Annotated in this window: 27 protein-coding genes; 15 read left to right on the forward strand and 12 right to left on the reverse strand. The window is 55.9% G+C overall.

Annotated features, from left to right (window positions below; genetic code table 11):
* The first annotated feature begins 303 nt into the window (after nucleotides 1-303).
* On the forward strand, nucleotides 304-483 hold the full coding sequence (locus tag NDI85_RS21500) for a hypothetical protein (protein ID WP_310917001.1): 180 nt from the start codon (nucleotides 304-306) through the stop codon (nucleotides 481-483).
* Between the two features lie 851 nt (nucleotides 484-1,334).
* Nucleotides 1,335-2,399, forward strand: coding sequence for a hypothetical protein (locus NDI85_RS21505; protein ID WP_310917002.1), 1,065 nt, complete (start codon nucleotides 1,335-1,337; stop codon nucleotides 2,397-2,399).
* Here NDI85_RS21505 and NDI85_RS21510 read toward each other — a convergent pair.
* The gene (locus NDI85_RS21510; RefSeq protein ID WP_310917003.1) at nucleotides 2,382-3,461 is read right to left on the reverse strand and encodes a radical SAM protein; all 1,080 of its coding nucleotides are present in this window, start codon (nucleotides 3,459-3,461) and stop codon (nucleotides 2,382-2,384) included. The genes NDI85_RS21505 and NDI85_RS21510 overlap by 18 nt on opposite strands.
* 136 nt (nucleotides 3,462-3,597) lie before the next feature.
* Between NDI85_RS21510 and NDI85_RS21515 the strand changes: the two genes are divergently transcribed.
* Both NDI85_RS21515 and NDI85_RS21520 read left to right on the forward strand, forming a co-directional pair.
* Entirely contained in the window at nucleotides 3,598-4,941 is a 1,344-nt protein-coding gene (locus tag NDI85_RS21515) for an SPL family radical SAM protein (RefSeq protein ID WP_396275609.1), read from the forward strand.
* A gap of 148 nt (nucleotides 4,942-5,089) precedes the next feature.
* Nucleotides 5,090-5,617, forward strand: coding sequence for a hypothetical protein (locus NDI85_RS21520; protein WP_310917004.1), 528 nt, complete (start codon nucleotides 5,090-5,092; stop codon nucleotides 5,615-5,617).
* A 167-nt stretch (nucleotides 5,618-5,784) separates the two neighbouring features.
* On the opposite strand, the gene NDI85_RS21525 is transcribed toward NDI85_RS21520, so the two are convergent.
* A complete protein-coding gene (locus tag NDI85_RS21525) occupies nucleotides 5,785-6,462 on the reverse strand; it encodes a rhomboid family intramembrane serine protease (protein WP_310917005.1) in 678 nt (225 codons plus the stop codon).
* A 444-nt stretch (nucleotides 6,463-6,906) separates the two neighbouring features.
* Between NDI85_RS21525 and NDI85_RS21530 the strand changes: the two genes are divergently transcribed.
* Together NDI85_RS21530 and NDI85_RS21535 are read left to right on the forward strand one after the other, a co-directional pair.
* The gene (locus NDI85_RS21530) at nucleotides 6,907-7,470 is read left to right on the forward strand and encodes a hypothetical protein (protein WP_310917006.1); all 564 of its coding nucleotides are present in this window, start codon (nucleotides 6,907-6,909) and stop codon (nucleotides 7,468-7,470) included.
* 145 nt (nucleotides 7,471-7,615) lie between these two features.
* The gene (locus NDI85_RS21535; protein WP_310917007.1) at nucleotides 7,616-8,119 is read left to right on the forward strand and encodes a hypothetical protein; all 504 of its coding nucleotides are present in this window, start codon (nucleotides 7,616-7,618) and stop codon (nucleotides 8,117-8,119) included.
* Nucleotides 8,120-8,158: 39 nt separating this feature from the next.
* On the opposite strand, the gene NDI85_RS21540 is transcribed toward NDI85_RS21535, so the two are convergent.
* Nucleotides 8,159-8,953 carry a DUF6293 family protein gene (locus NDI85_RS21540; RefSeq protein WP_310917008.1) on the reverse strand — a complete coding sequence of 265 codons (795 nt, stop codon included), beginning with the start codon at nucleotides 8,951-8,953 and terminating at the stop codon, nucleotides 8,159-8,161.
* 414 nt (nucleotides 8,954-9,367) lie between these two features.
* On the opposite strand from NDI85_RS21540, the gene NDI85_RS21545 reads away from it, so the two are divergent.
* Nucleotides 9,368-9,928: a hypothetical protein gene (locus NDI85_RS21545; RefSeq protein ID WP_310917009.1), complete on the forward strand. Its 561-nt coding sequence runs from the start codon at nucleotides 9,368-9,370 to the stop codon at nucleotides 9,926-9,928.
* A 16-nt stretch (nucleotides 9,929-9,944) separates the two neighbouring features.
* Here the strand turns inward: NDI85_RS21545 and NDI85_RS21550 are convergent, their stop codons facing one another.
* Together NDI85_RS21550 and NDI85_RS21555 are read right to left on the reverse strand one after the other, a co-directional pair.
* Entirely contained in the window at nucleotides 9,945-10,196 is a 252-nt protein-coding gene (locus NDI85_RS21550; RefSeq protein WP_310917010.1) for a hypothetical protein, read from the reverse strand.
* 163 nt (nucleotides 10,197-10,359) lie between these two features.
* Nucleotides 10,360-10,779, reverse strand: a complete 420-nt coding sequence (locus tag NDI85_RS21555; protein ID WP_310917011.1) for a hypothetical protein — start codon at nucleotides 10,777-10,779, stop codon at nucleotides 10,360-10,362.
* Between the two features lie 149 nt (nucleotides 10,780-10,928).
* On the opposite strand from NDI85_RS21555, the gene NDI85_RS21560 reads away from it, so the two are divergent.
* Both NDI85_RS21560 and NDI85_RS21565 read left to right on the forward strand, forming a co-directional pair.
* A complete protein-coding gene (locus NDI85_RS21560) occupies nucleotides 10,929-11,786 on the forward strand; it encodes a ParA family protein (protein WP_310917012.1) in 858 nt (285 codons plus the stop codon).
* On the forward strand, nucleotides 11,783-12,196 hold the full coding sequence (locus tag NDI85_RS21565; protein WP_310917013.1) for a hypothetical protein: 414 nt from the start codon (nucleotides 11,783-11,785) through the stop codon (nucleotides 12,194-12,196). The genes NDI85_RS21560 and NDI85_RS21565 overlap by 4 nt, the downstream gene beginning before the upstream one ends.
* Before the next feature lie 141 nt (nucleotides 12,197-12,337).
* On the opposite strand, the gene NDI85_RS21570 is transcribed toward NDI85_RS21565, so the two are convergent.
* From NDI85_RS21570 to NDI85_RS21590, 5 genes are all read right to left on the reverse strand, one after another.
* The gene (locus tag NDI85_RS21570; RefSeq protein ID WP_310917014.1) at nucleotides 12,338-12,790 is read right to left on the reverse strand and encodes a hypothetical protein; all 453 of its coding nucleotides are present in this window, start codon (nucleotides 12,788-12,790) and stop codon (nucleotides 12,338-12,340) included.
* Nucleotides 12,760-13,086: a hypothetical protein gene (locus NDI85_RS21575; protein WP_310917015.1), complete on the reverse strand. Its 327-nt coding sequence runs from the start codon at nucleotides 13,084-13,086 to the stop codon at nucleotides 12,760-12,762. The genes NDI85_RS21570 and NDI85_RS21575 overlap by 31 nt, the downstream gene beginning before the upstream one ends.
* Nucleotides 13,086-13,376, reverse strand: coding sequence for a hypothetical protein (locus NDI85_RS21580; RefSeq protein WP_310917016.1), 291 nt, complete (start codon nucleotides 13,374-13,376; stop codon nucleotides 13,086-13,088). The genes NDI85_RS21575 and NDI85_RS21580 overlap by 1 nt, the downstream gene beginning before the upstream one ends.
* 169 nt (nucleotides 13,377-13,545) lie before the next feature.
* Entirely contained in the window at nucleotides 13,546-14,025 is a 480-nt protein-coding gene (locus NDI85_RS21585; RefSeq protein WP_310917017.1) for a hypothetical protein, read from the reverse strand.
* An 888-nt stretch (nucleotides 14,026-14,913) separates the two neighbouring features.
* Entirely contained in the window at nucleotides 14,914-15,414 is a 501-nt protein-coding gene (locus NDI85_RS21590) for a transcriptional regulator (protein WP_310917018.1), read from the reverse strand.
* Between the two features lie 344 nt (nucleotides 15,415-15,758).
* Here NDI85_RS21590 and NDI85_RS21595 point away from each other — a divergent pair, with 344 nt between their 5' ends.
* The 6 genes from NDI85_RS21595 (at nucleotide 15,759) to NDI85_RS21620 (ending at nucleotide 20,732) form a co-directional block, all read left to right on the forward strand.
* Nucleotides 15,759-16,343: a hypothetical protein gene (locus tag NDI85_RS21595; RefSeq protein WP_310917019.1), complete on the forward strand. Its 585-nt coding sequence runs from the start codon at nucleotides 15,759-15,761 to the stop codon at nucleotides 16,341-16,343.
* Between the two features lie 239 nt (nucleotides 16,344-16,582).
* Nucleotides 16,583-17,575 carry a hypothetical protein gene (locus tag NDI85_RS21600; protein WP_310917020.1) on the forward strand — a complete coding sequence of 331 codons (993 nt, stop codon included), beginning with the start codon at nucleotides 16,583-16,585 and terminating at the stop codon, nucleotides 17,573-17,575.
* A 169-nt stretch (nucleotides 17,576-17,744) separates the two neighbouring features.
* Nucleotides 17,745-17,897 (forward strand): hypothetical protein, encoded by a 153-nt coding sequence (locus NDI85_RS21605; protein WP_310917021.1) that lies wholly within the window; start codon nucleotides 17,745-17,747, stop codon nucleotides 17,895-17,897.
* Nucleotides 17,898-17,908: 11 nt separating this feature from the next.
* Complete coding sequence (locus NDI85_RS21610; RefSeq protein ID WP_310917022.1) at nucleotides 17,909-18,352, forward strand: hypothetical protein; 444 nt, start codon at nucleotides 17,909-17,911, stop codon at nucleotides 18,350-18,352.
* A 1,367-nt stretch (nucleotides 18,353-19,719) separates the two neighbouring features.
* Nucleotides 19,720-20,316: a site-specific integrase gene (locus NDI85_RS21615; RefSeq protein WP_310917023.1), complete on the forward strand. Its 597-nt coding sequence runs from the start codon at nucleotides 19,720-19,722 to the stop codon at nucleotides 20,314-20,316.
* The gene (locus NDI85_RS21620; RefSeq protein WP_310917024.1) at nucleotides 20,313-20,732 is read left to right on the forward strand and encodes a hypothetical protein; all 420 of its coding nucleotides are present in this window, start codon (nucleotides 20,313-20,315) and stop codon (nucleotides 20,730-20,732) included. The genes NDI85_RS21615 and NDI85_RS21620 overlap by 4 nt, the downstream gene beginning before the upstream one ends.
* Before the next feature lie 109 nt (nucleotides 20,733-20,841).
* Here NDI85_RS21620 and NDI85_RS21625 read toward each other — a convergent pair whose 3' ends face one another.
* Entirely contained in the window at nucleotides 20,842-21,270 is a 429-nt protein-coding gene (locus NDI85_RS21625) for a PIN domain-containing protein (protein WP_310917025.1), read from the reverse strand.
* Nucleotides 21,267-21,575, reverse strand: a complete 309-nt coding sequence (locus tag NDI85_RS21630; RefSeq protein ID WP_310917026.1) for an AbrB/MazE/SpoVT family DNA-binding domain-containing protein — start codon at nucleotides 21,573-21,575, stop codon at nucleotides 21,267-21,269. The genes NDI85_RS21625 and NDI85_RS21630 overlap by 4 nt, the downstream gene beginning before the upstream one ends.
* Between the last annotated feature and the right edge of the window lie 36 nt (nucleotides 21,576-21,611).

Here is a 21,611-nt window from a genome sequence, read left to right on the forward strand (position 1 = left end):
CTGACGCCCGCCAGCACACTCTCTCAGCCGAACAACCCCTGGAGAGTCGTCGCTGTCACTCGTGAGCGTCGACCCAGTGTGCGCCGCAACCCGCCAAGATCGCCGGCGCACACCAGAGACACCCATCGGCCACCGAGGTGCCCCGGCCGCCGACGGACACACGGGCCTTCGTAGCGCCCGCCTGTGTGCCTGTCGGTGTGGGAGATCGGTGCCACCAAGAGCGCCAGCTATGTCCAGCACGAGCCACACACCGCCCGCATCGCGTCGTACAATCACCGCCGTCGACGAGCCTACGGAGAGATCATGAACAGCGCCCAGCATGAACTCCTCGCGAAGAACAACCTCATCGTCGCCAAACTTCTGGGCGCCGTCGTCGTCCTGGCTCAGCTGTACGAGTTGCCACGTGCCATCTTGCTGGGCGTGCTGGTGGTGGCGACGTTCGGGTTCTCGACGGCGTCGACGATCGCCTGGATGTCGCGGTAAGTGGGTTCGGCGTCGACGCCGGCACAGGTCGGGTATCAGCACGTGGCTGTGACGGAGTAAGTTAACTGGAGCTAACCAACATACCGATGGTAATCGGTCGGCTGTTGGTTAGCTATTGACCAGGCCGTTTTGGAACGTCCTTCGCCACTCGGAAACGCACCTGAAACAGCTACTCAGTAGGTGTGCTTATCGTCTAGGATACTTCCAGATGATTGCGAACGAGACGATTCCGGCACCAATGAGGGCTATCCCGCCGAATAGAATAATCGGATGATATGTTATTTCACAGCCGTTACCGTACGCAATTCCGATGTTCTGCCACTCAAGAATCACATATCGAAACCCACGCGGCGGCGACTCGCCTGCTGAATACCCGCTCGGCCCGCAGGACACCACGAAATTGAGAACCAATAGTCCCACCCCCATGACTGGCCCTGCGATAGCGAGAATGTAATGTGGTGTTCCTGAGGCATGCCGAGCCATACTACAGGCCTCACCATTCGTTAGTATGAATCCGCGGATATTCCAGGTGGCAATTTGAGTATCCCTCGGTGGATTGACCGTCTACATTGGCTGCTGAGCACGCCAGCGTAGTCACGGCGGGGTACACCGAGGTCGCCGGTACAGGCTAACCAACGCGTCCGGAATATCGACCCTATTGTTGGTTAGCAGACTAGCGCGGCGCTGAGTCCCTTGGTGTCGTCGACACCTACGCGCTCAACGAGACGCTGTCCGACCAGTTGGCCGAGCGATGCGAGCGAATCATATTTGCGATGCCGTACTCGGTTGGGGGTTAAATATAATACAGTAGAATGATTCAACTCAGTCACTTGTCATAGCGACCGATACAAATGGCTCCTCAAACACCAGATAATGAGTGGATACGGCAGAAACTAGATACGCTAACCGATTATGCCGACAAGCTATACAATATCCACCCAGGCGCTACGAACGAAATTGGTCCATGGGCGGCGCTAAAACTGTTCCATCTGATTGTTACTGTCGACTTGTACACGCGGATTATTCACAAAACTAATGGTATTGACAGGAAGCTTTATTTTGACGTTCTAGCAGGTTCAGGCATTGTTGAACTCGAAGACCTAGAGGTGAATATATACGGATCACCAATAATCGCTGCAGTATTTCCCGAGTACCCATTTGATGAGCTGCATTTTTTCGAGGGGAAGGAAGAGCGTGCAACAGCACTCTCCCAGAGACTGGATTACATAGCAGATGAAACTCCGCTTGATATCGACCGTGACGCCTGTTTCGTTCATCAAGGTGATGCCAACCAGACTGTACCTGAAACAGTTGAAGATATTATCCAAGAATCCGGGTACAGCGGCACGAATCAACTTACTTTCGCCGATAATGAGCGGATGGAGATTTCCTGGGAGACGATGATTGCATTATCCCGTATTTGGGGTGATTATCTCATCAATTTCCAGCATAAGGGAATATCACGGGAGCTGGGTTATCTGGAAAGTGGTGATGCGTCGGAGCAGCGAATTGAAACGGCTCATCGGAAGCTCCACAGATTCGTAGGGGGACAGCAGTATCGGGATTGCAGCTCTGTTGATGAGCTAAGGGATTTGTACAAACAGCAACTGGCGACTATTGGCGAAGAGTACGACAAGCCGAATAACAATCGCCCAATAAATAAGCAGATACGTGTCACGGGTGCTGGAGATCGCTACTCATATGATTTGATTTATGCGACTCGTGAAACGGACAGCGGGAGCCCTTACATCCAATTTATGGATAATATGCGAGACCGTATTGAGAGAATGTCGGGTGATAATGTTTCTGATGTAATTGATATTATGCAAGGGAACGCGACTGGGTTAGATGAATTCATTCCTGATGCGTCTGAAGTGAAAAGAGACGAGGATCAGTCCTCACTCGGTGACTTTTGAAATAGCTGACTGTGTAGAGTTGTCAAGGGGGTATGTTGGTGCCGCCTCAGTAGGTGGCTCTCGATTAGCGAATTCTTCTGGTGATTGTCGATCTCGCCAAGATTGAAGCCACGTTGCCTCTTCATCCCCGACATTCTTGATCAGCTGCTTGTCGGGCCACAGATGCACGGGCAGGTCCAGCTCCCGGCCAATCTCCTGGACCCAGCGGAGATGGTTCGTCGCGTAGTCGACCCACCGCTCCCGCGTCCGCAGCGCGTCCAGTTCCTCGGCCAATCGCGCTTCCCCCGCGTCCCGAGCAGCCTCGACGGTCATCTCGAAGTTCCCACCACGGGGGTTGATTGGCTCGTGGAAGACCACCGCCGGGTCACATTCGGCGACGCGCTCTAACTGCTCGCGGAGGTCGGCCTTGTCCTGGGTGGGATAGGTCGGACTCATACTGACGAACGTCTGGACACCGTGGTCGTTGAACTCCTTCAGCCCTTTCAGCCGCAATTCCGGGGCCGGCGCGCTTGGTTCGATAGCCCCGACCTGGTTGGGGTCCATACAGGGAATCGACGAGCCGATGGTCGCGTACTCGCCAGCGCCTTGGAACACGTCGAGGTCCTGCAACGCCAGAATCGGATTCCGTGTCAGTACCCGCACGTATTTCTCGTGGCTCGCGATCGCGTCGACGACGTTGCGGGTGATCTTCCCGGCCCGGCCGTCCATGTAACAGTCCGTCGAGAACGACACGCCGACGATGCCCTGCCCACGCTCGGTTTCGCGCCAGGTTCGCTTGCGGTCCAGATGCCCATCCAACTTCTCACCCAGCCCGTCGCGATACAGCACGTAGTTGCCCCACTCTTTCTGCCCGTTGTCGACGTCAGCTTCCTCCTTGAGCATGTCCGGCCGCGTCCGGATGTTCGGCGTTGAGGGCACGTAACAGAACTTGCAGCCGTGCCGGCACCCAGTGGCGACGTTGACGACGTAATCACACAGATGCTTACTGTTCAGCCCAGACTCACTGAGAATCGCTTTCGTCGGGTCCTCACCTGTCCTGACCCCGTCCGAAGCGTCTGTCATTGTGGTTCTTGTCACGCTAATTCCTTGCTAGGTGTAAATACGTTGGCACGGTGACGGTGGGTTCTACTTTCACTTTCGCTCCGGTAGGATGGCTTCTTTTGGGGTACAGTATAAATACTGCAGTAAGGAGTACAGTATGGACCTCACATGGGATACCGGCCAGAGCTGGTTCGAGCGAACCTATGCCGTCGACCACGATGGTCGGACGGTCGCCACGTTCGACGAGCAACCGACGCTCGACGAACTACGCGAGCTTGACCGCCAGCACGGCCAGCCCACTGAGCGCCTCGATCTCTGGCAGGCCGGCCTCCTCTGTGCGGAGTGTGACGAGGAGATCAACGACCGGTTCGCCGCCAACCCACAGGGGGAACTCCTCTGCTGGGACTGTGCGATGGCGACCGACAGCCACGACGAGCAGGCGATTACGGTCAACACCGACCCGACGAAGTCGGTGATGAGCGAATCCCACCTCCACACAAAGAGCCTCTGTGACCACGTGATCAACGTCGCCACCGGCTGCCGACACGGCTGTGAGTTTTGCTACGTGCCGACCACACCGGCCATCGACAGCCGCGACGGAATGTTGGCCGACCAGGCCGACGTCGACGATCCACAGAGTGACTGGGGCAGTTACCTCCTGTATCGCGACGATCTCCCGGAGCGCCTGGGGAATATCCTCGCCGACCGTAACCCGAGTGACCGTAAACAGACTGACCGGGGCCGTGGCGTCGTGATGCTCTCCAGCGGGACCGACTGCTACCAGGACCGCCGTGCCGCCCAGATCACGCGCGGTGCCGTCGCCGAGCTTGTCCGTCACGACATCCCTGTCCGTATCCTCACTCGCAGTCCGGCGGTCGTACGGGACATCGACCTTTTCCAGGCCGCCGGCAACCGTATCACGGTCGGCTCGTCGATTCCCTCCTTCGAGACACCGCTGGTGAAGGCCATGGAACCGAACGCGCCGCCGCCCATGCAGCGTTGGGAAGCGCTGGACTGTCTCCAGCAGGCCGATGTCCCGGTGTTCGTCTCGATGTCACCGACGTATCCAACCATGGACGAGGACGACTTCCACGAGCTTCTCAGCTACTTCAGAGCCCTCGGCGAGGTCGTCGTCTTCCACGAGCCGATCAATCCACGCGGGCAGAACTTCCAGCAGTGTCTCGATGCCGCCGACCGCGCTGGGTACGACGCCGTCGTCGAGGAACTGCAACGGATGCAGGACAGCCACCAGTACTGGGTCGAGTACGCGCTGGCGCAGTTGAACACGGTCCAGCAGGTCGCAACCCGGTTCGACGGCCTGCAGGTCCATTCCTGGCCCGACGACGAACTGGTCCGGGCGACGAGCGGGCAGCTCCGGTCGAAACTGGAAGCGATGCAGCAGGCCGTTTCGCCGGAATCGTTCTCGAAGGCAGAGCCCGATACATCTCCGGAACAATCGGAGTTAGCTCGGGAGAACGAATCCATTCAGCAGCTTATCTGACCCGCGAGAGAACGTCTGGTCGACTTGATCGGAGAACTGTACGAAATGCGCTGACAGACAGAACTGGTTGGAACCCCAATCCACGGCATCTGATGCGCTTGCCGACAAGTTTGAAGTATCCACTCCGGAATGTGTCGTACATAGATACATGATGGGTGGTGACCAGCAGACGTTCAACGATGTCCTCGATCTCGTTGAGGCCTGGATTCCCGAAGAAGCGTACGGGCACGAGCGGGAGTTCCAGAGTGAACTGCAAGACTATCTGGACTACCAACTCAACGAAGCCCAGAATGACGGCATGGGTATCGGTGGGATGGGTGAACAGCGTGAGCTGCCAGTATCGACCGAGCGAGGCAAGGCACGGGCTGATGTTGTCGTCGACGACGTCGTCGGCATCGAACTCAAGCGAGACCTGACGAACAGTCAGCGAAAGAAACTCGACGGCCAGATTAAGGACTATCTGCGGGAGTATTCCTACGTCATCGTCTGTGCATGCGGTATTCAGGACGTAGATGGTTGGCGTCGGCTAAAGAACGAATACGAAGGGGCGACGGGTTTCGGGATGGATCAACAAGAGGTCGTGTTCATCCACAAGCAAAAGGAGCACTTCGGGAAAGACCCGTCCGAACTCGGCGGGAACGATGACGGACTTCTCGGCGGCGGTGGCCTTTTTTAATGTCGGGCCAGACTCCAGAAGGTGGGCTACCGGATTGGCTCGTCGCTCTGTTGATTATCCTGTTTCTGGCCGGCGCCGCATTCGTCCTCTACTTCTGAGCTCGAGCCAGAATTTTAGTTCGAGAGTCCTCCTTCGTTCGTCGTCGACGTGGTTACGCGAGAAGCGAGTCAGAGCGTACTGAGGTACTGCCGGCCAACTGCATACAGTACTCCACACACCAACCCTAGCAGATGTCCGACTGAATCGCTACGCCCTGCAGCCACGATACCAGTCCATTGCCCGAAGAACTTTGCAGCAAAGACTACCGGCGCGATTGTCAGCATCACGTTCCAGAACGCCCGCACCCATGCAACAGTAACCGCGAACGGCGGGACCCGCGACAGCGAAAAGGTATCACAGCGGGCGACCACCGTGTGCACACAGTAGAAGCCGACGAACGCGTACGCGGCACCACTCGCACCCATTGTACCCTGGTTGGTCAGCACAGTCGAGAGGACGACTGCCACAACCCCAGTCAGTGCGAAGAAGGCCAGAACCTCCCACCGGCCCATCCATTGCTCGCTATCCCCGCCAACAAGCCACAGCACGGCGACGTTCGCCAGCAGATGGCGCGGTGAGACAAACGAGTGGGAGAGACTCGCCAGCACCAGACCCGGCGAGAGCGTCGGATAGTCCGTTGTCGTGAACCACCACTGCAAGCTCGCCCGACTCCACCCCGCCTCGAGGGCCCACAACTGGCCCACATACCACAGCAGCAGACCCAAGACGAGTACGCCAGTTGCGAGCCGGTCCTGGAGGAACACACGCCGCCGAAGCCCACGCACGAACCGAGCGACGTTATCCATCCTCGACTACCTCCGTCTCTGCCGTCCGCTTCAGTAGATACACCGTCGGCCCAGGCTGCTTACAGTGGGCGTGTCGGCGCGTCGTCTCGCCGACATCCAACTGCGATGGAACGCCTCCGTGACGGTGGGTCGTACCACAGCACGTGCAATGCTCGACGACGTACTCCTTGCCTTCGATCCGATCAATCTCGTTGACCAGCAGATGCCGCTTCATGGCTCCCACCACCAGGTCGGGAATCGTTCTCGGTCGCTGCACAGCGTTGCCACTCTCGCGGTCGGTCGGCTGACTCGCCTCACGTCTCAAGACGACGGCTGAGGGGTGTAAAAACTGAGAAGATAGTTTAGAACGCCTCTCCCCGGGATTGATGGTACTCAATAGTCCCCCTGACGTCCATCATCCCCCGGGCATAGCCATTTAGTTACCACCTCGTCCAAGGAGATGCTATGGTACGGGTGCCGGCGGAGTTCGAAGAGGAATTCGAGCCGAAAGGGGAGACCTTTTTTGCGATTGCGGAACTGCTCTACATTGATCCCGACCGCCAGTATACGCAAGCCGAACTCGCTGACCGATTCGACTGCTCAACCCAGACGATCAGCACCCACACGCAGACGATGGCAGAGTGGCTCGACCGCCGTGACGAACAGACCACATACGCCTGGGATACTGACGCCCACGACCCGGCCAGTACCGAAGGACTTGCCGGCGTGAGACAGTTCTACACCGATCTCTGGAATCTACTGAAGCGTCACTCAAGTACCACGCCGGGGTCGTTCGCCATTATGGGCTTCGTGATGTTTGTCGCGGCGACCGTCGTGGGTGCGTTTGCTGTCGTGTTCTCGCTCAGTATCACCCAGGAGTCGGCGATTCCATTACAAATCTACGTCGTCATCGCTGCAGGGTCGTTCGTCACTGGCGTCATCGCGACGCTCCTAGCGCCGTTCCAGGCGGTCGTCAACCGCTGGCTCTGGGCTCGACTCCCAGCAAACGTCTCCCAGAACAACGACTGAATTTTCGCGCGGTCTGGTCGACAATTGCGTGGATTCGCAGTGAGGATATCGGCGCAGATTAAAACGGCTACCCAAGAGTGCAGTAGCAGCAGAACCACACGACATCGGCGGTACTGTTATATGAAAATGCTATTTACACAGCAGTATGCCGATAGATCTGGATTCTGACGTATGGAACGACGCAACCACGTATGACCCGGTCAGGACAGAGATCAACTCCTTGTTGTGGGATCATCAAGAGCAGGCGTTATCCATTGGTGAAATCGAATCACACCTTCACGAGAATCACGCGCACTTGTTCCCGGTTGACCTCGTTGGGGAGAACGCTGTCGACGGGGCCAAAGCTGCTCGCCAGTCGATAATCGCAACCCTGCTTGAACGGATGTATTGGCGTTCCGAGATTACCTTCCGGCGTGTGTCTCCCGAAGACGAGGCAGAAACTGGGCTCTACTTTACGTCCGACGGTACTGGTATCGCACCAATCGCTGAAATCGATGAAGTGAGAGATCCGGATTCAGATTCACGTGGGGGGAAACTCTCGCGTCGATTTCGAGAGGTCGAGGACGAGATTGACGACGAGGTGTCGGACCTAGAAGAGCGGGTTGACTGGCTGGAGTTCCGGATCCGCGAAGAACTCGGAGCGTACTGAGTAACCGATAATCGCGTAGCGACACCACAGACTACCCGGTCAGATATCGCCACCCAGTCGCCTGCTGTTCAGACTCTTCGCTAGCGACAGCATTTCCTCCCCCTCAGATGTCGTCCGAACGTGCGTGCCGCCGTCAAACCGCTTCTTATTCACGAATCCGCGCTGTATCAGTGGATCAACGATCTCGTTTATCATCGGATAGATGTCGTCGACTTCGTCAGGCTCCTTGTCGCTGGCCTGGACGACTGGCAGGTCGTGTCCAAGCAGATACTGGCCGATATCTCTGAGGATAACACCAGCTGGTCCACTCTCTGGCTGCTCTTCCTGAATAAACGAGAGGACCTCGATAAGTTGCAGATCGGGTTCGGTGACGGGATACGCGGGCAATGATTTGATATAGTCCATTCCGTGGCTGACGGTCTCGTACTCCGACTCCTCGTCAGGGTCCTCATACCCCTCTGGCACGACATAGTAGGGGTCGGCAGCAGTAAACATACACGCGAGCATGCCGGCAATCGCCGTGATCTTCGAGCCAGCAGAAATGTTTACCCGGATAATGTCGTCAGGATTCCGGTCGCGGATGACCGCTAACATGGTCTCCAGAGCGTCAGCGAGTTCGAACAGATCACACGTCACGTCGTCTTGGACGGTGATTCCCTGTTCTTCGAGCGCATCAACGATCCGTTCCTGACACCGTTCGGCAGTGTCGTCCGTTTCATTATGACCGATCAGGATGACGATGTCTGCGTCCCGCTCGATAGCTGGACGGTAGATCCGCTCATCCTCGAACCCTTGGGGAGCAATATGAACGCGGCGGGGAATATAATCTGACATAATAATAGCGTAACTAGGTAACATTAAAATAGTGATTGGTTGAATGAGGGAGCAACGATAGACCACCACGGAACCGATTGAATGAGATATTAAATCGGTTCACTCCGCTGATTACCTTCTATCGGATACATCGGCCCGCCCGCGAGAATCGTCTCAGTCGGCTGAAGCGATCCAATCCAGTCAACAGCTCGACACTTTAAGTGCCCACACCTCCTTGTGTACAGTAGGAGAAGCAACTAAACGATCTATACGGAAAGGTGGAGAATCGTGGAATTCGGCCGCTGTAACGGCCGTTTCCTATCCCCGCACGCGAAGCGTAGGGTGGTTGGGTGGCGTCACTTTGACGTTATACTCGCTCTCCTATATCTGCTTCGATTGTGACGGGCGAGATACACATAAGAGATATATCACGAGATGACACGAAGTCAATTGAAGAGCGGTATCGAACAACGAGCACAAACGAACCTGCGGATAGCGACGGAACTCACGGACATCGTCGAGTTCCTCATCACGAACGGTCACACGAACAGTAACACGACTATCAAGACACCGGCCCTGAAGAGCCAGTGTCCGGAAGCTTCGTACAACCGCATCGAGCGGTTGCACAGCGAGATGGGAATGGTCCAGAAGTACAAGCAAGGGCCGAGCACCTACCTCATCCACGGCCAGAAGGGCGTCGTCAACGGACAGGGCGTCTCCCAAATGGTCAACCAGGAACTCCGAAAGGTGGCCCAGCACGCTCAGCAAGACCCCGCTGTCCGAGCGGTCGTGGCCAACGCACGGAACGTCCCACCGGGTCAGGCACTCCAAGGGCTGACCAATGGTAACTTTGGCGACCGCCGTGAGCGGCTGGAGCGTATCGTCACCGCCATCGAGAACTCGAACGTGACCAAGGGGCCGTACGTGAAAATCGTCTTCCGAACCCCTGCGAACCACTACTGCGCGTCACCGCTGGCTGTCCAACTCTACCGATAGAGGCGGCCGCCAGCGACTACACGTCCAGTAGTTCGTCCATCGCGTCTTGGAAGCAACCGGGCCCGCAGTAGAACACGAAACTCCGGCCCGATTCACCGTGAGAAGGAATGCTGTGGACGACATAGTCGTCCGGCTGTTGACCCTCTGTCTCGATCACGAGCCCGCAGTGCTGGCACAACGCTTCGGTGATCTCCTGTGGTTCGGTGGGTTCGTCCGACCGCCCTGACAGTTCGGCCTCGATGTGTTCCACGATTTCTTGTCGTCCCATTGTTGTCCCCGTACTACGTGTGCCGATGGACGCGAGTGACAAAAGTATCGACCTGCTATCGAACCATTCTCGCGATTCACAATCCAGCAGATATGAACACCATCGAGTTCGCGCAGTTCATCCACGACGAGGTACTGGCACACACGTCACCGAACACATTTGGCTACACGGCGTCGACGACAGATTTGAACTCTGTGCGAATGAGGTAGTACAGCACCCCCAAGGACAACAGTCCAAACAAGAGAAAGAGCGCGCTCATTGCGAGCAACCAGTTGGTAGTCAGCGAGCGAAGGATCTGGAGCACGGCGAAGATCGTCGATAGCAGGAGACAGCCGATAACTGCAGCACCAGCGTAAATCGCCCGTGGAGAGTCGTCAAATACTAGATGCTCAGAAAGGCCCTCTTTGTTGGCCTCCACTCGCTTCACATTCTCACTGTTCAGCGACCGATTTCGCCGTCCCCTCTCGTCTGTTTTGATTACCGTCTCGTAGAACGGTTGCAAAGCGATAAACACGATCGGCAAAAGAAGTCCAGTCACCTGTAACAACGAGAGGGCAATCTGGACATCGGGACTGAGTTGCATATGGTAGTCGTTTAGAGCCTGACACTAACACCCTGTGAGTCTGATTCAGCGTTGGCGAAAGAGTGGCTGAACCACCACGGTCCACTAAATTAACAGACACATGTCTGACGCAGGTATTTGTATCTCCGATATGGATACAGTATCTGTATATGGCATCAGTGCAACGGGCAGCGACATACGTCGAGAAAGGTGGCGTCGGAAAGACGACCAGTGCCGCCCACATCGCCGTTGCTGCACACAACATGGGCCACAAGGTCCTCCTGGTCGACCTCGCCGGGACACAGAACGATCTGGCGACACACTTCGGGCTCTCCATCGTCGACGAGGACACCGCCACCGACGGCGGCGTCTCGATCGACGCGCCGATCTCGGCGGTCTTCGGTGACGACTGGGCGTTCCTCCGGGACAACATCGACGACCTACTGGATCGGATGACGTTCCCGACCGACGAGGGACCGGACCTCATCCCGGCCGACCCCGGACTGGGCGGCGCCGACAACAATCTCGCGAACGTCCCACTCGAAGAACGCTACCAGAAGCTCGATAGCTTCGTCGACGACCTCGTCGCCGAACAGTACGATCTCGTCATCTTCGATCTCCCTGGCAAGGAGGACAACATCGCACTCAACGGCCTCTTTGCTGCCCGGAACGTCGTCGCCCCGCTGAAGCCCGGTGCCTTCGAGCGTGACCAGCTACAGAAACTGGATGCAACGCTGGGCGAGATCAGCACTGACCTCGACGTCGACCTCGGCTTGGCGCTAATCATCCCGACGATTATCAGCAGCCAGGAGACCCTCTCGGAGTCGTTCGTCGAATACGTGACCGAGGAGTACCCGGAAATCGTCGGCGAACCTGTCACGAAGACCGCCGACATCGGAAACAACCAGAACAACGGCCGGACGCTCTATGCCGTCCCTGACGACGAACTCTATGCGACCGGGAAACGAGCCCGCGAGGCGTACAGTGCGAACACCGAGCAGCTGCTGACTCAACTCACAGACCGATGAGCGACACCACAGACGACCGCGATCCCGAAGAGCTACTCGAACAGTCGAAAGAACAGAAGCGCCATCGCAGTCAGCCCCAACAGGACACCGAGTCAGAGGACCCCTCGCTGGAGGAGTACATCGCTGACGTCTACGAGGAGCTCGATGCCGGAGAGGTGCCGACGAACCTGACCATGCGGGACCGGAACCTTGCGGCACTGATCCGTGGCCTCGACGAGGCCGACCAACTTAATGCCGTTGGCGCCGATGTTCGCGAGCATCTCGACAGGGATGCGGTCGACTCGGAGAGTCGTGGCTCGGTGCTGGGCCTGCTCGTCCGGGCGGGGCTTGCTGATGTCCGTCCCGACCTCATCGAAGCCGGTGAATCCGGGTACGAGACGTTCACCGAACGGCAGGAAACGCAGTTCTGACGGCTCGTTCTGCATCACGTATTGGTAGTAGGTATCTGGACTGTACAGCCGCATCTTGTATCCATATCGTGTATCTGTATCACGTATCTAGATACAGAATCTAGCTCTAGCCTACAGATATTCGATATAGCGACATGCAGTTTACCCGATGCTGGTGGTACTACTCAGCTGACCCCAAGATTCAGTTGCCACATCGTTGGCGTCGGCGAGCCCATCATCCAGCGCGACGTCGACGACGCCATCGAACCCACACCGCGGACAGGTGATCGAGAGTCCGTCGATCGCCGCCGGCTCAACGCGCTGGAGAATCCCCTGACAGATGAACTTTGAACAGTCGGGACACGTGACGGGCTGGAGTCGCACGGACTTCGCCTCGCGCAGACACTCCTTGCAGCCAGAATAGGCGGGCACGACCGCACTGCAGCGGGTGATGCAGTACGTCGACCCATGGTTCCCGGCGCCACAAGCAGGCTTCGCCTCGCCGTAGGCCGCCGCCTGCGGATCCGGGAAGTGGTACTTATCCGCCATGCCGCCACTGACGACCACCCACGGCACCTGCTGGTTCAGGACCTCGACGTCATCGACGTCGAACACCCGCCCGTCCTCTGTCCACTCTGGCGTCTCGAGGCATGTAGTGCAGCCTCGTAGTGGTCGCGATAGCTGACTAACTCCAGCCCAAACACTGCCGATCGACTATTCAGTCGAAGGACGCGTTTGGCCTCACGGGCGTCGGTCGGGTCCTCGATGGTCCGCTCGACGACGTCGGTGACGTCCCACGTGCGCGTGTCGCCGTTGACCACGAGCACATCGCCCTCCTCGATGGCATGGATGGTCTCGACCAAGGCCGGGTCGGCGGCGGTGTCGACGCCGGCAGTGTCGGTCATCCCCATCAGTCGTCACCCGGGATCGTGTCGGGATGGGTGTTCCAGAGCCGGCGGGCCGGCCCGTTCTTCGGCGGCGTGGTGTGCTCGATATCGTGGCGGTGCATCGCCCGATAGATCGACTTCTTCGAAACGTCGTGGGCGGTGGCGAGATCGGCGACCTCGAACCTGGCGTCGAAGGCCGCCTCGAGATAGGTCGGGTCTCGGTACGCATTACTCGGGAGGCTCGTCAGGCCGAGCGTGTCGACGAGGTTCTGCTGGAGTTGCGTCGTGGCAGGCGGTCGTGTGTCGTCAGTCATCCGTGCTTCTGTCAGACTGACTAGCTACTGTTCATAGAGTGTTTCGGCGAGGGCAGCGTGGTTGAAAATTGGCGAACTTCGGTTCCAGACCATCTGAATTCCGGGAGTTAGAATGCGTGCCGAATTAGGTAGTCGTATCAAACCGAAGCCGTGCTCGGTATGCCAGCGGTTAAGCCGGGATACCGAAGTACAGTTTGTCGGTCTTCGAGGTAACCTCCTGGCTGGCGAGTTCGTCGATGATGAACGAACGAAGTTCCGACTTGCTCATCGACTGGGCCTTGTCGAACTCTGAGATGCGATAGGTCTTGACGACCTCGAGGAGTTGGTCTCTATCGTCGGTTAGGACGACGAAGTTTCCGAACAACACAACTCCGTAAATCTCTTTGTACCGACGTTCTCGCTCGACTTTTGTGTCGCTGTCGGCCAGTTCATGGAGGTGCGTCCGCACGTGGCCCTCACTGTAGTTTGTCACCGCCGCAATAATGTCGGCGGTGAGGAAGAGGCCTTTGTTTGCTTCCAGAACTTGGCGGACTTCCTTCTGCACCTCCAATCGGTCCGCCTTGTCGGGTAGCGTAGGCGTGCTGACGTCCGTATCGGTTTGGTCAACTAACTCAACCTCGTCTCGGTGGGGTGAATCTCCTTTTGACATGCTTCACCTCCCGACATGTACCCTCGGGAGGGCCGCCTGCGAGCAGAGCATGAACCAATATGGCTGTGGCTCAGAGAACGAGGTGAGCCGGCAAGAACCGGCTTCCGCTCTCGAACAGCTGTTTCCAGCACGGGCTCACAACCACGGGTCCTGCTGCCGCGGACGTAGTTTTGTTCACCCGTTCTGCCGCCCAACACGTTGATCCGGACCAACGTGTTTGGCGGTTGGCTACGAACTGGTGGCGGTCTTCTCGGACCAACTCAATGTTGAGTCCGGAATTATAAAAGCCTTTCTCCGATAAAGACCTCTCTACCCACTAGATTCAACACCTACAGCGAGCTATGGCAGGGGGTACTTAAATTTATCGGCCCATATAAACAAAGGAGGGTAGGGAGTTCCTGAATAAGTTATCAGAGCTACCCGAAAAATGACGTCGTCTGTGAACACACAGATATCTCTACTTGCTGGATTAGTTAGGTGACGAGAACAATAACTCCCGCCACCAGTTCGTAGCCACAAGAACAATAGAATTCCCCGGTGTTAAATCTAGCGGCTGAGCGTCTGACGCCCGTTGATTTATCATTATATCATTGAGGGTGGGTCATTTCGTAAGAAGTGAGTTGTTAGTAACACTGTGTTCACAGGGATCCAATGCGCTCAGCTTCAGTGGCGATTTGCCCAATAAGTTGGTTATTTTAATTTTCACCAGCATTACCCCGAGTGTATGCCACCCATACAGATTGTCTGTGCCATCCGCACAAGCTGATTTCACGCCCCCTCATCCGGGCACGGTTTCTTGTACAGCTCGATGGGTCGTGTTGGAGACGTGCGTTTACCGATCAGATGCGTCTGGACGGTCACGCGTTGAAAAAGTGCACTTCCGATGATTTACGGCTTCAGCGTTCGCCGAGACTCATCGGATTTTTCATCTCCATCGTCCCCCGGTCGAGGTGCGTCGATGTATTTCTGAATCTGCGGAGTTTTTTCCAGCATTGCATGCATCTCTTGGAGAGTGTCTTGAGCCCGCAGCAGATCATGCTTCTCAAGGAATTTTTCTCCCGACGTGGATAGTCGGTAGAATTTATGCGGCAGATCTCGCTGACGTTCGTCTTGAGGCAGTGCAACTGTCTCCACGACGTCAGCATCAACCAGCTTCTCAAGATGGTTTCGAATTGTACTTTTGCTTTTACTTGGGTTTGCGTACACGAGTTCCTTGAGCGAAGGCATCCCTTTGGGATGCGCAACAATATTTTGAATCAGCGTGAATCTCGTTTCTTGTGTAATCAACTCAAGTAGGCTCCGGACACCATCGGCCTGCTCCTGTAGGTTACTTCCCGAACTTTCCCTGTTATCGCACAGGTCCCCAGCATCGTTCTTGTGGTCGTTCATGTGTTCTTGTATTCATCGTCACACGGCAATACCCCAACAGGGGCACCACATGTGACGGGCTTGCATCAGTGGGTGCGTATTTTACCTTCCACCCAATTTGTGATCTATTTCTGATTTTCTACCGCTCGGTGTTTATTTTACAGTATCAGATCATGTCTATCGATCAGTGTAGGAGACACTGTATTGGTTGGTTTCGCATCGATCCACCTTCGTCGTGCTCGCACCATCGCGTAGCATATGTGACTCTTACTACCTGATTCTAATAGTCTTTGTGGTTCAGACCACATTAGTATACACCACATCGGTCGAAAGGACTTTAATTATGTACCTCTTATCTTTGCCTAATGACGCGGGAAACGGATAAGGACCGTCTACACTCCCAAGAATTACTTAAACGGGCCCAGGGGTATCACCACCGAAATTCACTGCCTCGAGAGGAGTATGAGGCACTGATGGCTATGGGGTCAGAGCTGGCTAATCCAGTAAAATACGATGCCCAGTTTTTTGTTCTTGGTAGTTACAATCCTAATGAAAAGCCAAAGCTGGAATACCTTAAAACCGAAGCCAATAGCTGGCCAGGAGTGAACTGCCGAGCCTACCTGATGGAAGACCTTGCTGATGATTTGCATCCGATGGTCCAATTCCGCGTCATTGCCGATTACTCGGATTCAATCATCGCAATTTGTGAGCACGATCAAGGCGGGTTCCAATTAGAATTGGGGATGCTTCTCGCGCTGAGCGAATATCAAGACCGCTTCCATCTCCTGAAACGGTCTTACTCAGATACAGTTGAACGTGAAAAGTACAATTGGATGCTCGACGCTGGAGCGTTCGACCTTTTCGACTATCAAGACCGACTGCACGAATGGAGGGACAGTGCGGAATTCAAAGCCGAGGTTGATACTCTCCTAACAGATCTCTTGGAGTGATTTTCACACCCAAAACAAAGCCATCCTTAACCTTCCCTTCGTTCCGCATAGTTTCGTGGTCCCCCAGACACACGACTTGTCCCAAAAGTCGTAAAATCGCTCAGTCCAATGCAACCAGCGATTCACCACACCGCATTTCGAGTGAAAATCCAGCTACTGTCTGGTGGTATTTCAGCGGAAACGGTGGAGTAAGTCTCCCCCAACAGTAGGCCTTTGATGGCGGCGGTGGTGGGTCAGATATGTCGTTCAGTGTCAGTTGGCACACGCTGCTGGAAGAGGTGGAAGACCTCTCAGCAGATGCGGTGCTGGTGACGCCACGCACGCATACGCCGTTCCGGATCAGCGATACCCAGGAACATCGGATTATTATCGACTACGTCGAGAAAGACGAAACACGTCCCCTCCAGCGCGACCAGTTCGAGACGCTGTTCCGACGGGTCGGCGATGAACCAAACCATGAGTTTGATCTTGACCGGTTGCCACCCGATGCCGAACCGTTCCCGGCGGTCTGGTCGCTTCATCCTCGTATGGAAGTTGATGAAGACGCCGGCGTCATTCGCCAGACTGAGCTCGAAACCACCACACAGGTCGCCACAACGGGCGAGACAGACGAAGATATCGAGCGTGAAGAGCCGGATCTGCAGGTCTACAGCGATGCGCTCCTGCTGACTGACGCGCTCGAACGACACAATGTCGAGGCCGTTGGTGAGTTGGAGACGGATGCGCTCGTCGACCTCTACACGATGTTATCGGACGTCCAGCGGAGCGCCGACGATCTCCGCAAAGAAATCGCCGATGTCCTCTTGAGCCGGCTGCATCACGACCAGCCCGTCAGTGGACAGTTCGGGTCAGTGCAACGGACCTCTCGACGCCAGCGGCGACTCAAAGATGCGGACACCGTCCTGAATGCCCTGGAGGCTGCCGGGATCGACCGCGACCGTGTCACCAGCGTTGACCGTGAGAAAGTTGACGAGGCCCTTGAGGTAACTGAGCTTAGTGAGTCGGATCTCTATGAGCTCGATAAGACGGAATACGTTCGGAAAGCGGACGTCGACGAAGAGACCAAGGAAACTCGGCTACAGGGACTGAAGGACCGTCTTGCTGCAAGCGACGCCGAGGACGATGAAGTGGAGCAGTTACAGGATGAGATTGAGGAACTGGAAGATCGTATCGACGAACTCACCTCGTTCAACTCCGGTAGTTCGTATCACACCTCATCAACTTCTGAGTAGCTCTCGCTGAACCAGAGTCTCATTTGAGCTATTATACTGACTCTGGACTGCTCAGTACACGGATCTACTGAACGGTATATTCCCACAGATAGCCCTGAAACAAAGTAACGACCACAGTAACCCCCAAAACACCAAAGCTATAACTCGCTATAACTCGCTATAAGATAATATGAGTCAGTTGGATGAGGACGCCGAGCCCGAATATTCTGAAGGCGGGGACGACGAGCCGCGCGTTCCTGAAGGCGTGCTCAAGGGGATCGAAGATATTGCTGGAGATAATACAGCCTCGAAAGAAGAGATCGAGGCTGTCCTTGACTTCTAACGCTAATTGCTGTGAGCAGAGTCCCGCTGTCCGACGAAGAGACTCGGTTCATTTTCGCTGGCGAAGCACGTAGTAATCTTGGCGACTGCGATCCAGGCGACCAACGGCAGATTATTAATCGTCTTATCGACATCGCCGATCGTCAAAGTCCACCCGGCCAACTCGTTCACGAGAAGATACAAAATATCGACATCTTCACCGCGGGGGACCAGTGCCGGATCTACACGAAGACAGTCACGTACGTCCCTGAAAATGAGCCGACATATCACATCATATTCTTGCTGTATATCGATGATGCGCATGATTACGAGCAGCGAGTCTTGGCAGAGTATAACCAGCTATCTCAGACCCTACTTGAGGCGGCGACATCATTGGATTCAGTGACGGATGTCGAGGCATACTTAGAACACCACAATGCTCTCTCGCCGGACGACCTTCGTTCGTTCCTTGACTGATCGGTGAGTAGAATCTTTTCAGACCGCGGCAACGACTTGTCCAATAAGCCGAAATCATCAGGAGAGCCAATTCCGCAATCGAGCGAGTAAGCCACTGTCATCCTGCTGTTGACTGCTATCGACTTCTTTCCCGTCTTCTGTGTCTATTGATCCGTCTACAGCCACATCCGGGGAGGATTCAAAATCTGGCTCTGGTGTGGTACCCATCGTAATTGCATCATCAACGGGTTCTGGCGGTTTCTCGTCGTATTTCCGTTCATACTCGTTGGGTTGCATCGAATCGAAGATCCGATGGCCACACTTTCGACACTCCGGCGGGTTCTGAGAGTGGATAGTCCCACATCTGTCACACACCCACAGCATTGGCGACCTGTTGAGCAGTGCCGAATATAAATCACAATGTAGGAACGACTTGTTCAATTCGTCCTCTGAACCCAAATTTAATCAATCGCCAAACAAGATATTGGACTGCGCCAAATAGCGTGAGCAACCAGTTGGAGTCTGTTGCTCGGGGCCCTACACGGGCCCTCGGAGGGCACAGCCCTTCACCTCCACTATTCATCGAATATCACCCTATCAGTGGCATCACGACCTGCTCAATAAGTCGGTGGTTTTACATTTAATTAGCGTTACCCCGAGTGTATGCCGCCCATACAGATCGTCTGTTCCTGTGATACTTCTTTTGTTGTTTGTTGCTGAAGATGCGGAGTGCAGTCGAATCCGATGTCCAAACTGTGACTCAACAGAACCCAATTAGCCACAATAGATTGTGGTAGTTCCGGCTTGTGTAATATGTCGTGATGGTCCTCTGATCATGAACATTCAGAGATTTCGCATCCAGAAGAGATGTAAGAAATCTCCTGCGTAACTATTAAATAAGAATGCTACGGATGTTCGAATGCCTATTCCAGGGGGCGCCAAGGTTGTTGGCGCCCAACTTTAACTGCCCTTAGCCACCTCTGCGTTGTTGGATCAACTTTGCTAACTCGACAACCAAGACCGTGAGTGTCAGCGCTTGAATCACCACTTCAAGGCAGAGCAGCAGCTCTTGCTGAGGGATGAATTTAGCACCTCCTGTAGGGATTCTCAAAGGGCCTATTCCAGAGGGCGCCTTTTTCCCTACGTGTAACGTTTTCACTGCGCAGCCGGTATGAAGCTAATGGTCTTTCATAATAATATGGCCTTAAAGAATTAATAATGATTAAATCTGAGTCGTTATATGATAGATTGCCAGCAGAGTTTGACAGCGCCACGACTTCTTGGACAAGTCGTAATAGACACACAGATTTTCACTTGGTACACGGGGTGTGTCCCACCGTTCCTGACAACCACTAGATACATTAGTGGCGGAAATCAAAGTAATCGTAATGCGCATCGAAGCGACCAATGGGAACGAGTACAAGGTGTGGCTCACCGACCCCGAGATTGAGGACCTTCGACGGGCCACCAACAGTCAACGGGACGACCTCATCATCCAACTCGGCGCGTTCGTCGGGCTGCGAGCGTTCGAGATCCCGCAGGTCCGACCCACCGACATCAAGCAGACCAAGAGCGGCCAGTACCGACTCCGCGTGCAGGCCGGGAAGGACACCAGCGGCAATGGCGGGAAACCTCGTGATGCCTTCCTGCCCGCCGACGTCGAGCGGGATCTCCAGCGCTTCCAGAACGAGCACAATATCGCACCGAAAGACCCCTTCATCGATCTGAAGCAACCTGGCGTCCGTGCCGTGGTTCGACGGACAGCTGCGCGGGCCGCTGACGCGACTGGTGACGACGACTTCGAGAAGGTGAGCACGCACGATCTCCGGCGCCGGTTCGCCCAGCGACTCCTCGTCGACGAACAGATGAATCCCCGGGTGGTGATGGCTGTCGGTGGATGGGATAGCTTCGCCGCGATCGAACCATATCTCAACAGCCCCAGCGAGGACGTTATCGACGACGCGTTCGCGGAGGCCGAGCTATGACAGAGGACAACGTCGACCCCGAGGACCCGCGACCGGCAGGTCACTACCCACGGTTCGCCGACAACGAATGGCACTACATCCCCGACGAGCTGGCGCAGACCATCTCGCTCGGTCCGGCTGGTGATGGTGAGAACGGTCAGGACTGGGTGCTCACGTATACTCCGGAGAAGCGGGAGAAGAATGATCGAGAGAAAGTGCTTGTCCGACTCACGCCACGGGCACTACACGAACTCTACATCGAGACGAAGGGACTCGACGTCGAGACCAGACAGATGGGACACCGCGCAGAGTGTGACCTCTGTGGCGAGATGGTCGATCTCGAACGTGCGATTCCGACCGGCCAAGGAGAACCCTGCCACCGGCGCTGCTGGGCCGACGCCTACGGCGCTCCCGAGTGGTTCACCGACCACGTGTAGCGTGAACCGGTCGGAACAGGAGTACACGACAGCGACGGACCCATTTTCGGGGGGTGAGGATAGGGTTCAGGTCGGAGACATGGGCCTCCAGAACTCGCTGAAGCGCTACTTACGCTGGTTCGGTCCGGAACCGAGTGATCGGGACGTCAGTGACGTCGTCGTAATCATCATCGGCCCCGACGAGGAGCATCCCGTCGACGTGTGCTGCGGTCCCGAGCGCGAAGGCATCGCCAAGCGCCGGAGAGTAGCGGAATTTGAAGTCGGCTGCTGACGCCCAGGTCAGTTCGGTGTCGACGCGACGGATGCCGCTTTCCTCGAGGACGTCGACGACAGCATCAGCGCGTTCCTCACCGTCAATCGCACGGACGACGTAGTGGACCTCTGCGAGATTGATCGCCGAAATGTAGCCGTCTGCCGCGCCTTCAACGGCGTCGACGTACGTTTCGACGGTGTCACTCCCTGGTTCGTTGCAGAAATAGGCGATGAGTGGTTCGGCGTCGAAGACGATCGTTTCGGGAATCTCAGCCCCACCCGTCATGCGTCAGCCTCGTCGTCACCGGCGTAGCGCTGCCGCAACTCCTCTTCGCTGGCTTTGTCCGCTGCACGTTCCTCCTGGAGGCGCTCGGTTGCCGAGCGGCCCTGCTCGTCGGTTTTCCCTTCCAGAACCCCACGCAGATCTGTAACCGAGTGGATGGGGCGAACAACGATTTCACCCTCTTCGGTCCGAATGAACTTCACACGGCCGGGCGTGTCGATACCCAACTCCTCACGGAATTCCTTTGGGATGGTGGCTTGCCCGCGCGACGATACAGACACCACTTTTTCAGACTCTGTCTTGCTCATACTATTGTCTATCATTACTTCGGTTCAGTTATACAA

Source organism: Haloarcula sp. S1AR25-4 (assembly GCF_031624555.1).
In the GTDB taxonomy this organism is placed as follows: Archaea; Halobacteriota; Halobacteria; order Halobacteriales; family Haloarculaceae; genus Haloarcula; species Haloarcula pellucida.

Coding starts and splice junctions, on each gene's coding strand:
- NDI85_RS21500 (WP_310917001.1), top strand. CDS start 304: ATGAACAGCGCCCAGCATGAACTCCTCGCGAAGAACAACCTCATCGTC.
- NDI85_RS21505 (WP_310917002.1), top strand. CDS start 1,335: ATGGCTCCTCAAACACCAGATAATGAGTGGATACGGCAGAAACTAGAT.
- NDI85_RS21510 (WP_310917003.1), bottom strand. CDS start 3,461: ATGACAGACGCTTCGGACGGGGTCAGGACAGGTGAGGACCCGACGAAA.
- NDI85_RS21515 (WP_396275609.1), top strand. CDS start 3,598: ATGGACCTCACATGGGATACCGGCCAGAGCTGGTTCGAGCGAACCTAT.
- NDI85_RS21520 (WP_310917004.1), top strand. CDS start 5,090: ATGATGGGTGGTGACCAGCAGACGTTCAACGATGTCCTCGATCTCGTT.
- NDI85_RS21525 (WP_310917005.1), bottom strand. CDS start 6,462: ATGGATAACGTCGCTCGGTTCGTGCGTGGGCTTCGGCGGCGTGTGTTC.
- NDI85_RS21530 (WP_310917006.1), top strand. CDS start 6,907: ATGGTACGGGTGCCGGCGGAGTTCGAAGAGGAATTCGAGCCGAAAGGG.
- NDI85_RS21535 (WP_310917007.1), top strand. CDS start 7,616: ATGCCGATAGATCTGGATTCTGACGTATGGAACGACGCAACCACGTAT.
- NDI85_RS21540 (WP_310917008.1), bottom strand. CDS start 8,953: ATGTCAGATTATATTCCCCGCCGCGTTCATATTGCTCCCCAAGGGTTC.
- NDI85_RS21545 (WP_310917009.1), top strand. CDS start 9,368: ATGACACGAAGTCAATTGAAGAGCGGTATCGAACAACGAGCACAAACG.
- NDI85_RS21550 (WP_310917010.1), bottom strand. CDS start 10,196: ATGGGACGACAAGAAATCGTGGAACACATCGAGGCCGAACTGTCAGGG.
- NDI85_RS21555 (WP_310917011.1), bottom strand. CDS start 10,779: ATGCAACTCAGTCCCGATGTCCAGATTGCCCTCTCGTTGTTACAGGTG.
- NDI85_RS21560 (WP_310917012.1), top strand. CDS start 10,929: ATGGCATCAGTGCAACGGGCAGCGACATACGTCGAGAAAGGTGGCGTC.
- NDI85_RS21565 (WP_310917013.1), top strand. CDS start 11,783: ATGAGCGACACCACAGACGACCGCGATCCCGAAGAGCTACTCGAACAG.
- NDI85_RS21575 (WP_310917015.1), bottom strand. CDS start 13,086: ATGGGGATGACCGACACTGCCGGCGTCGACACCGCCGCCGACCCGGCC.
- NDI85_RS21580 (WP_310917016.1), bottom strand. CDS start 13,376: ATGACTGACGACACACGACCGCCTGCCACGACGCAACTCCAGCAGAAC.
- NDI85_RS21585 (WP_310917017.1), bottom strand. CDS start 14,025: ATGTCAAAAGGAGATTCACCCCACCGAGACGAGGTTGAGTTAGTTGAC.
- NDI85_RS21590 (WP_310917018.1), bottom strand. CDS start 15,414: ATGAACGACCACAAGAACGATGCTGGGGACCTGTGCGATAACAGGGAA.
- NDI85_RS21595 (WP_310917019.1), top strand. CDS start 15,759: ATGACGCGGGAAACGGATAAGGACCGTCTACACTCCCAAGAATTACTT.
- NDI85_RS21600 (WP_310917020.1), top strand. CDS start 16,583: ATGTCGTTCAGTGTCAGTTGGCACACGCTGCTGGAAGAGGTGGAAGAC.
- NDI85_RS21605 (WP_310917021.1), top strand. CDS start 17,745: ATGAGTCAGTTGGATGAGGACGCCGAGCCCGAATATTCTGAAGGCGGG.
- NDI85_RS21615 (WP_310917023.1), top strand. CDS start 19,720: ATGCGCATCGAAGCGACCAATGGGAACGAGTACAAGGTGTGGCTCACC.
- NDI85_RS21620 (WP_310917024.1), top strand. CDS start 20,313: ATGACAGAGGACAACGTCGACCCCGAGGACCCGCGACCGGCAGGTCAC.
- NDI85_RS21625 (WP_310917025.1), bottom strand. CDS start 21,270: ATGACGGGTGGGGCTGAGATTCCCGAAACGATCGTCTTCGACGCCGAA.
- NDI85_RS21630 (WP_310917026.1), bottom strand. CDS start 21,575: ATGAGCAAGACAGAGTCTGAAAAAGTGGTGTCTGTATCGTCGCGCGGG.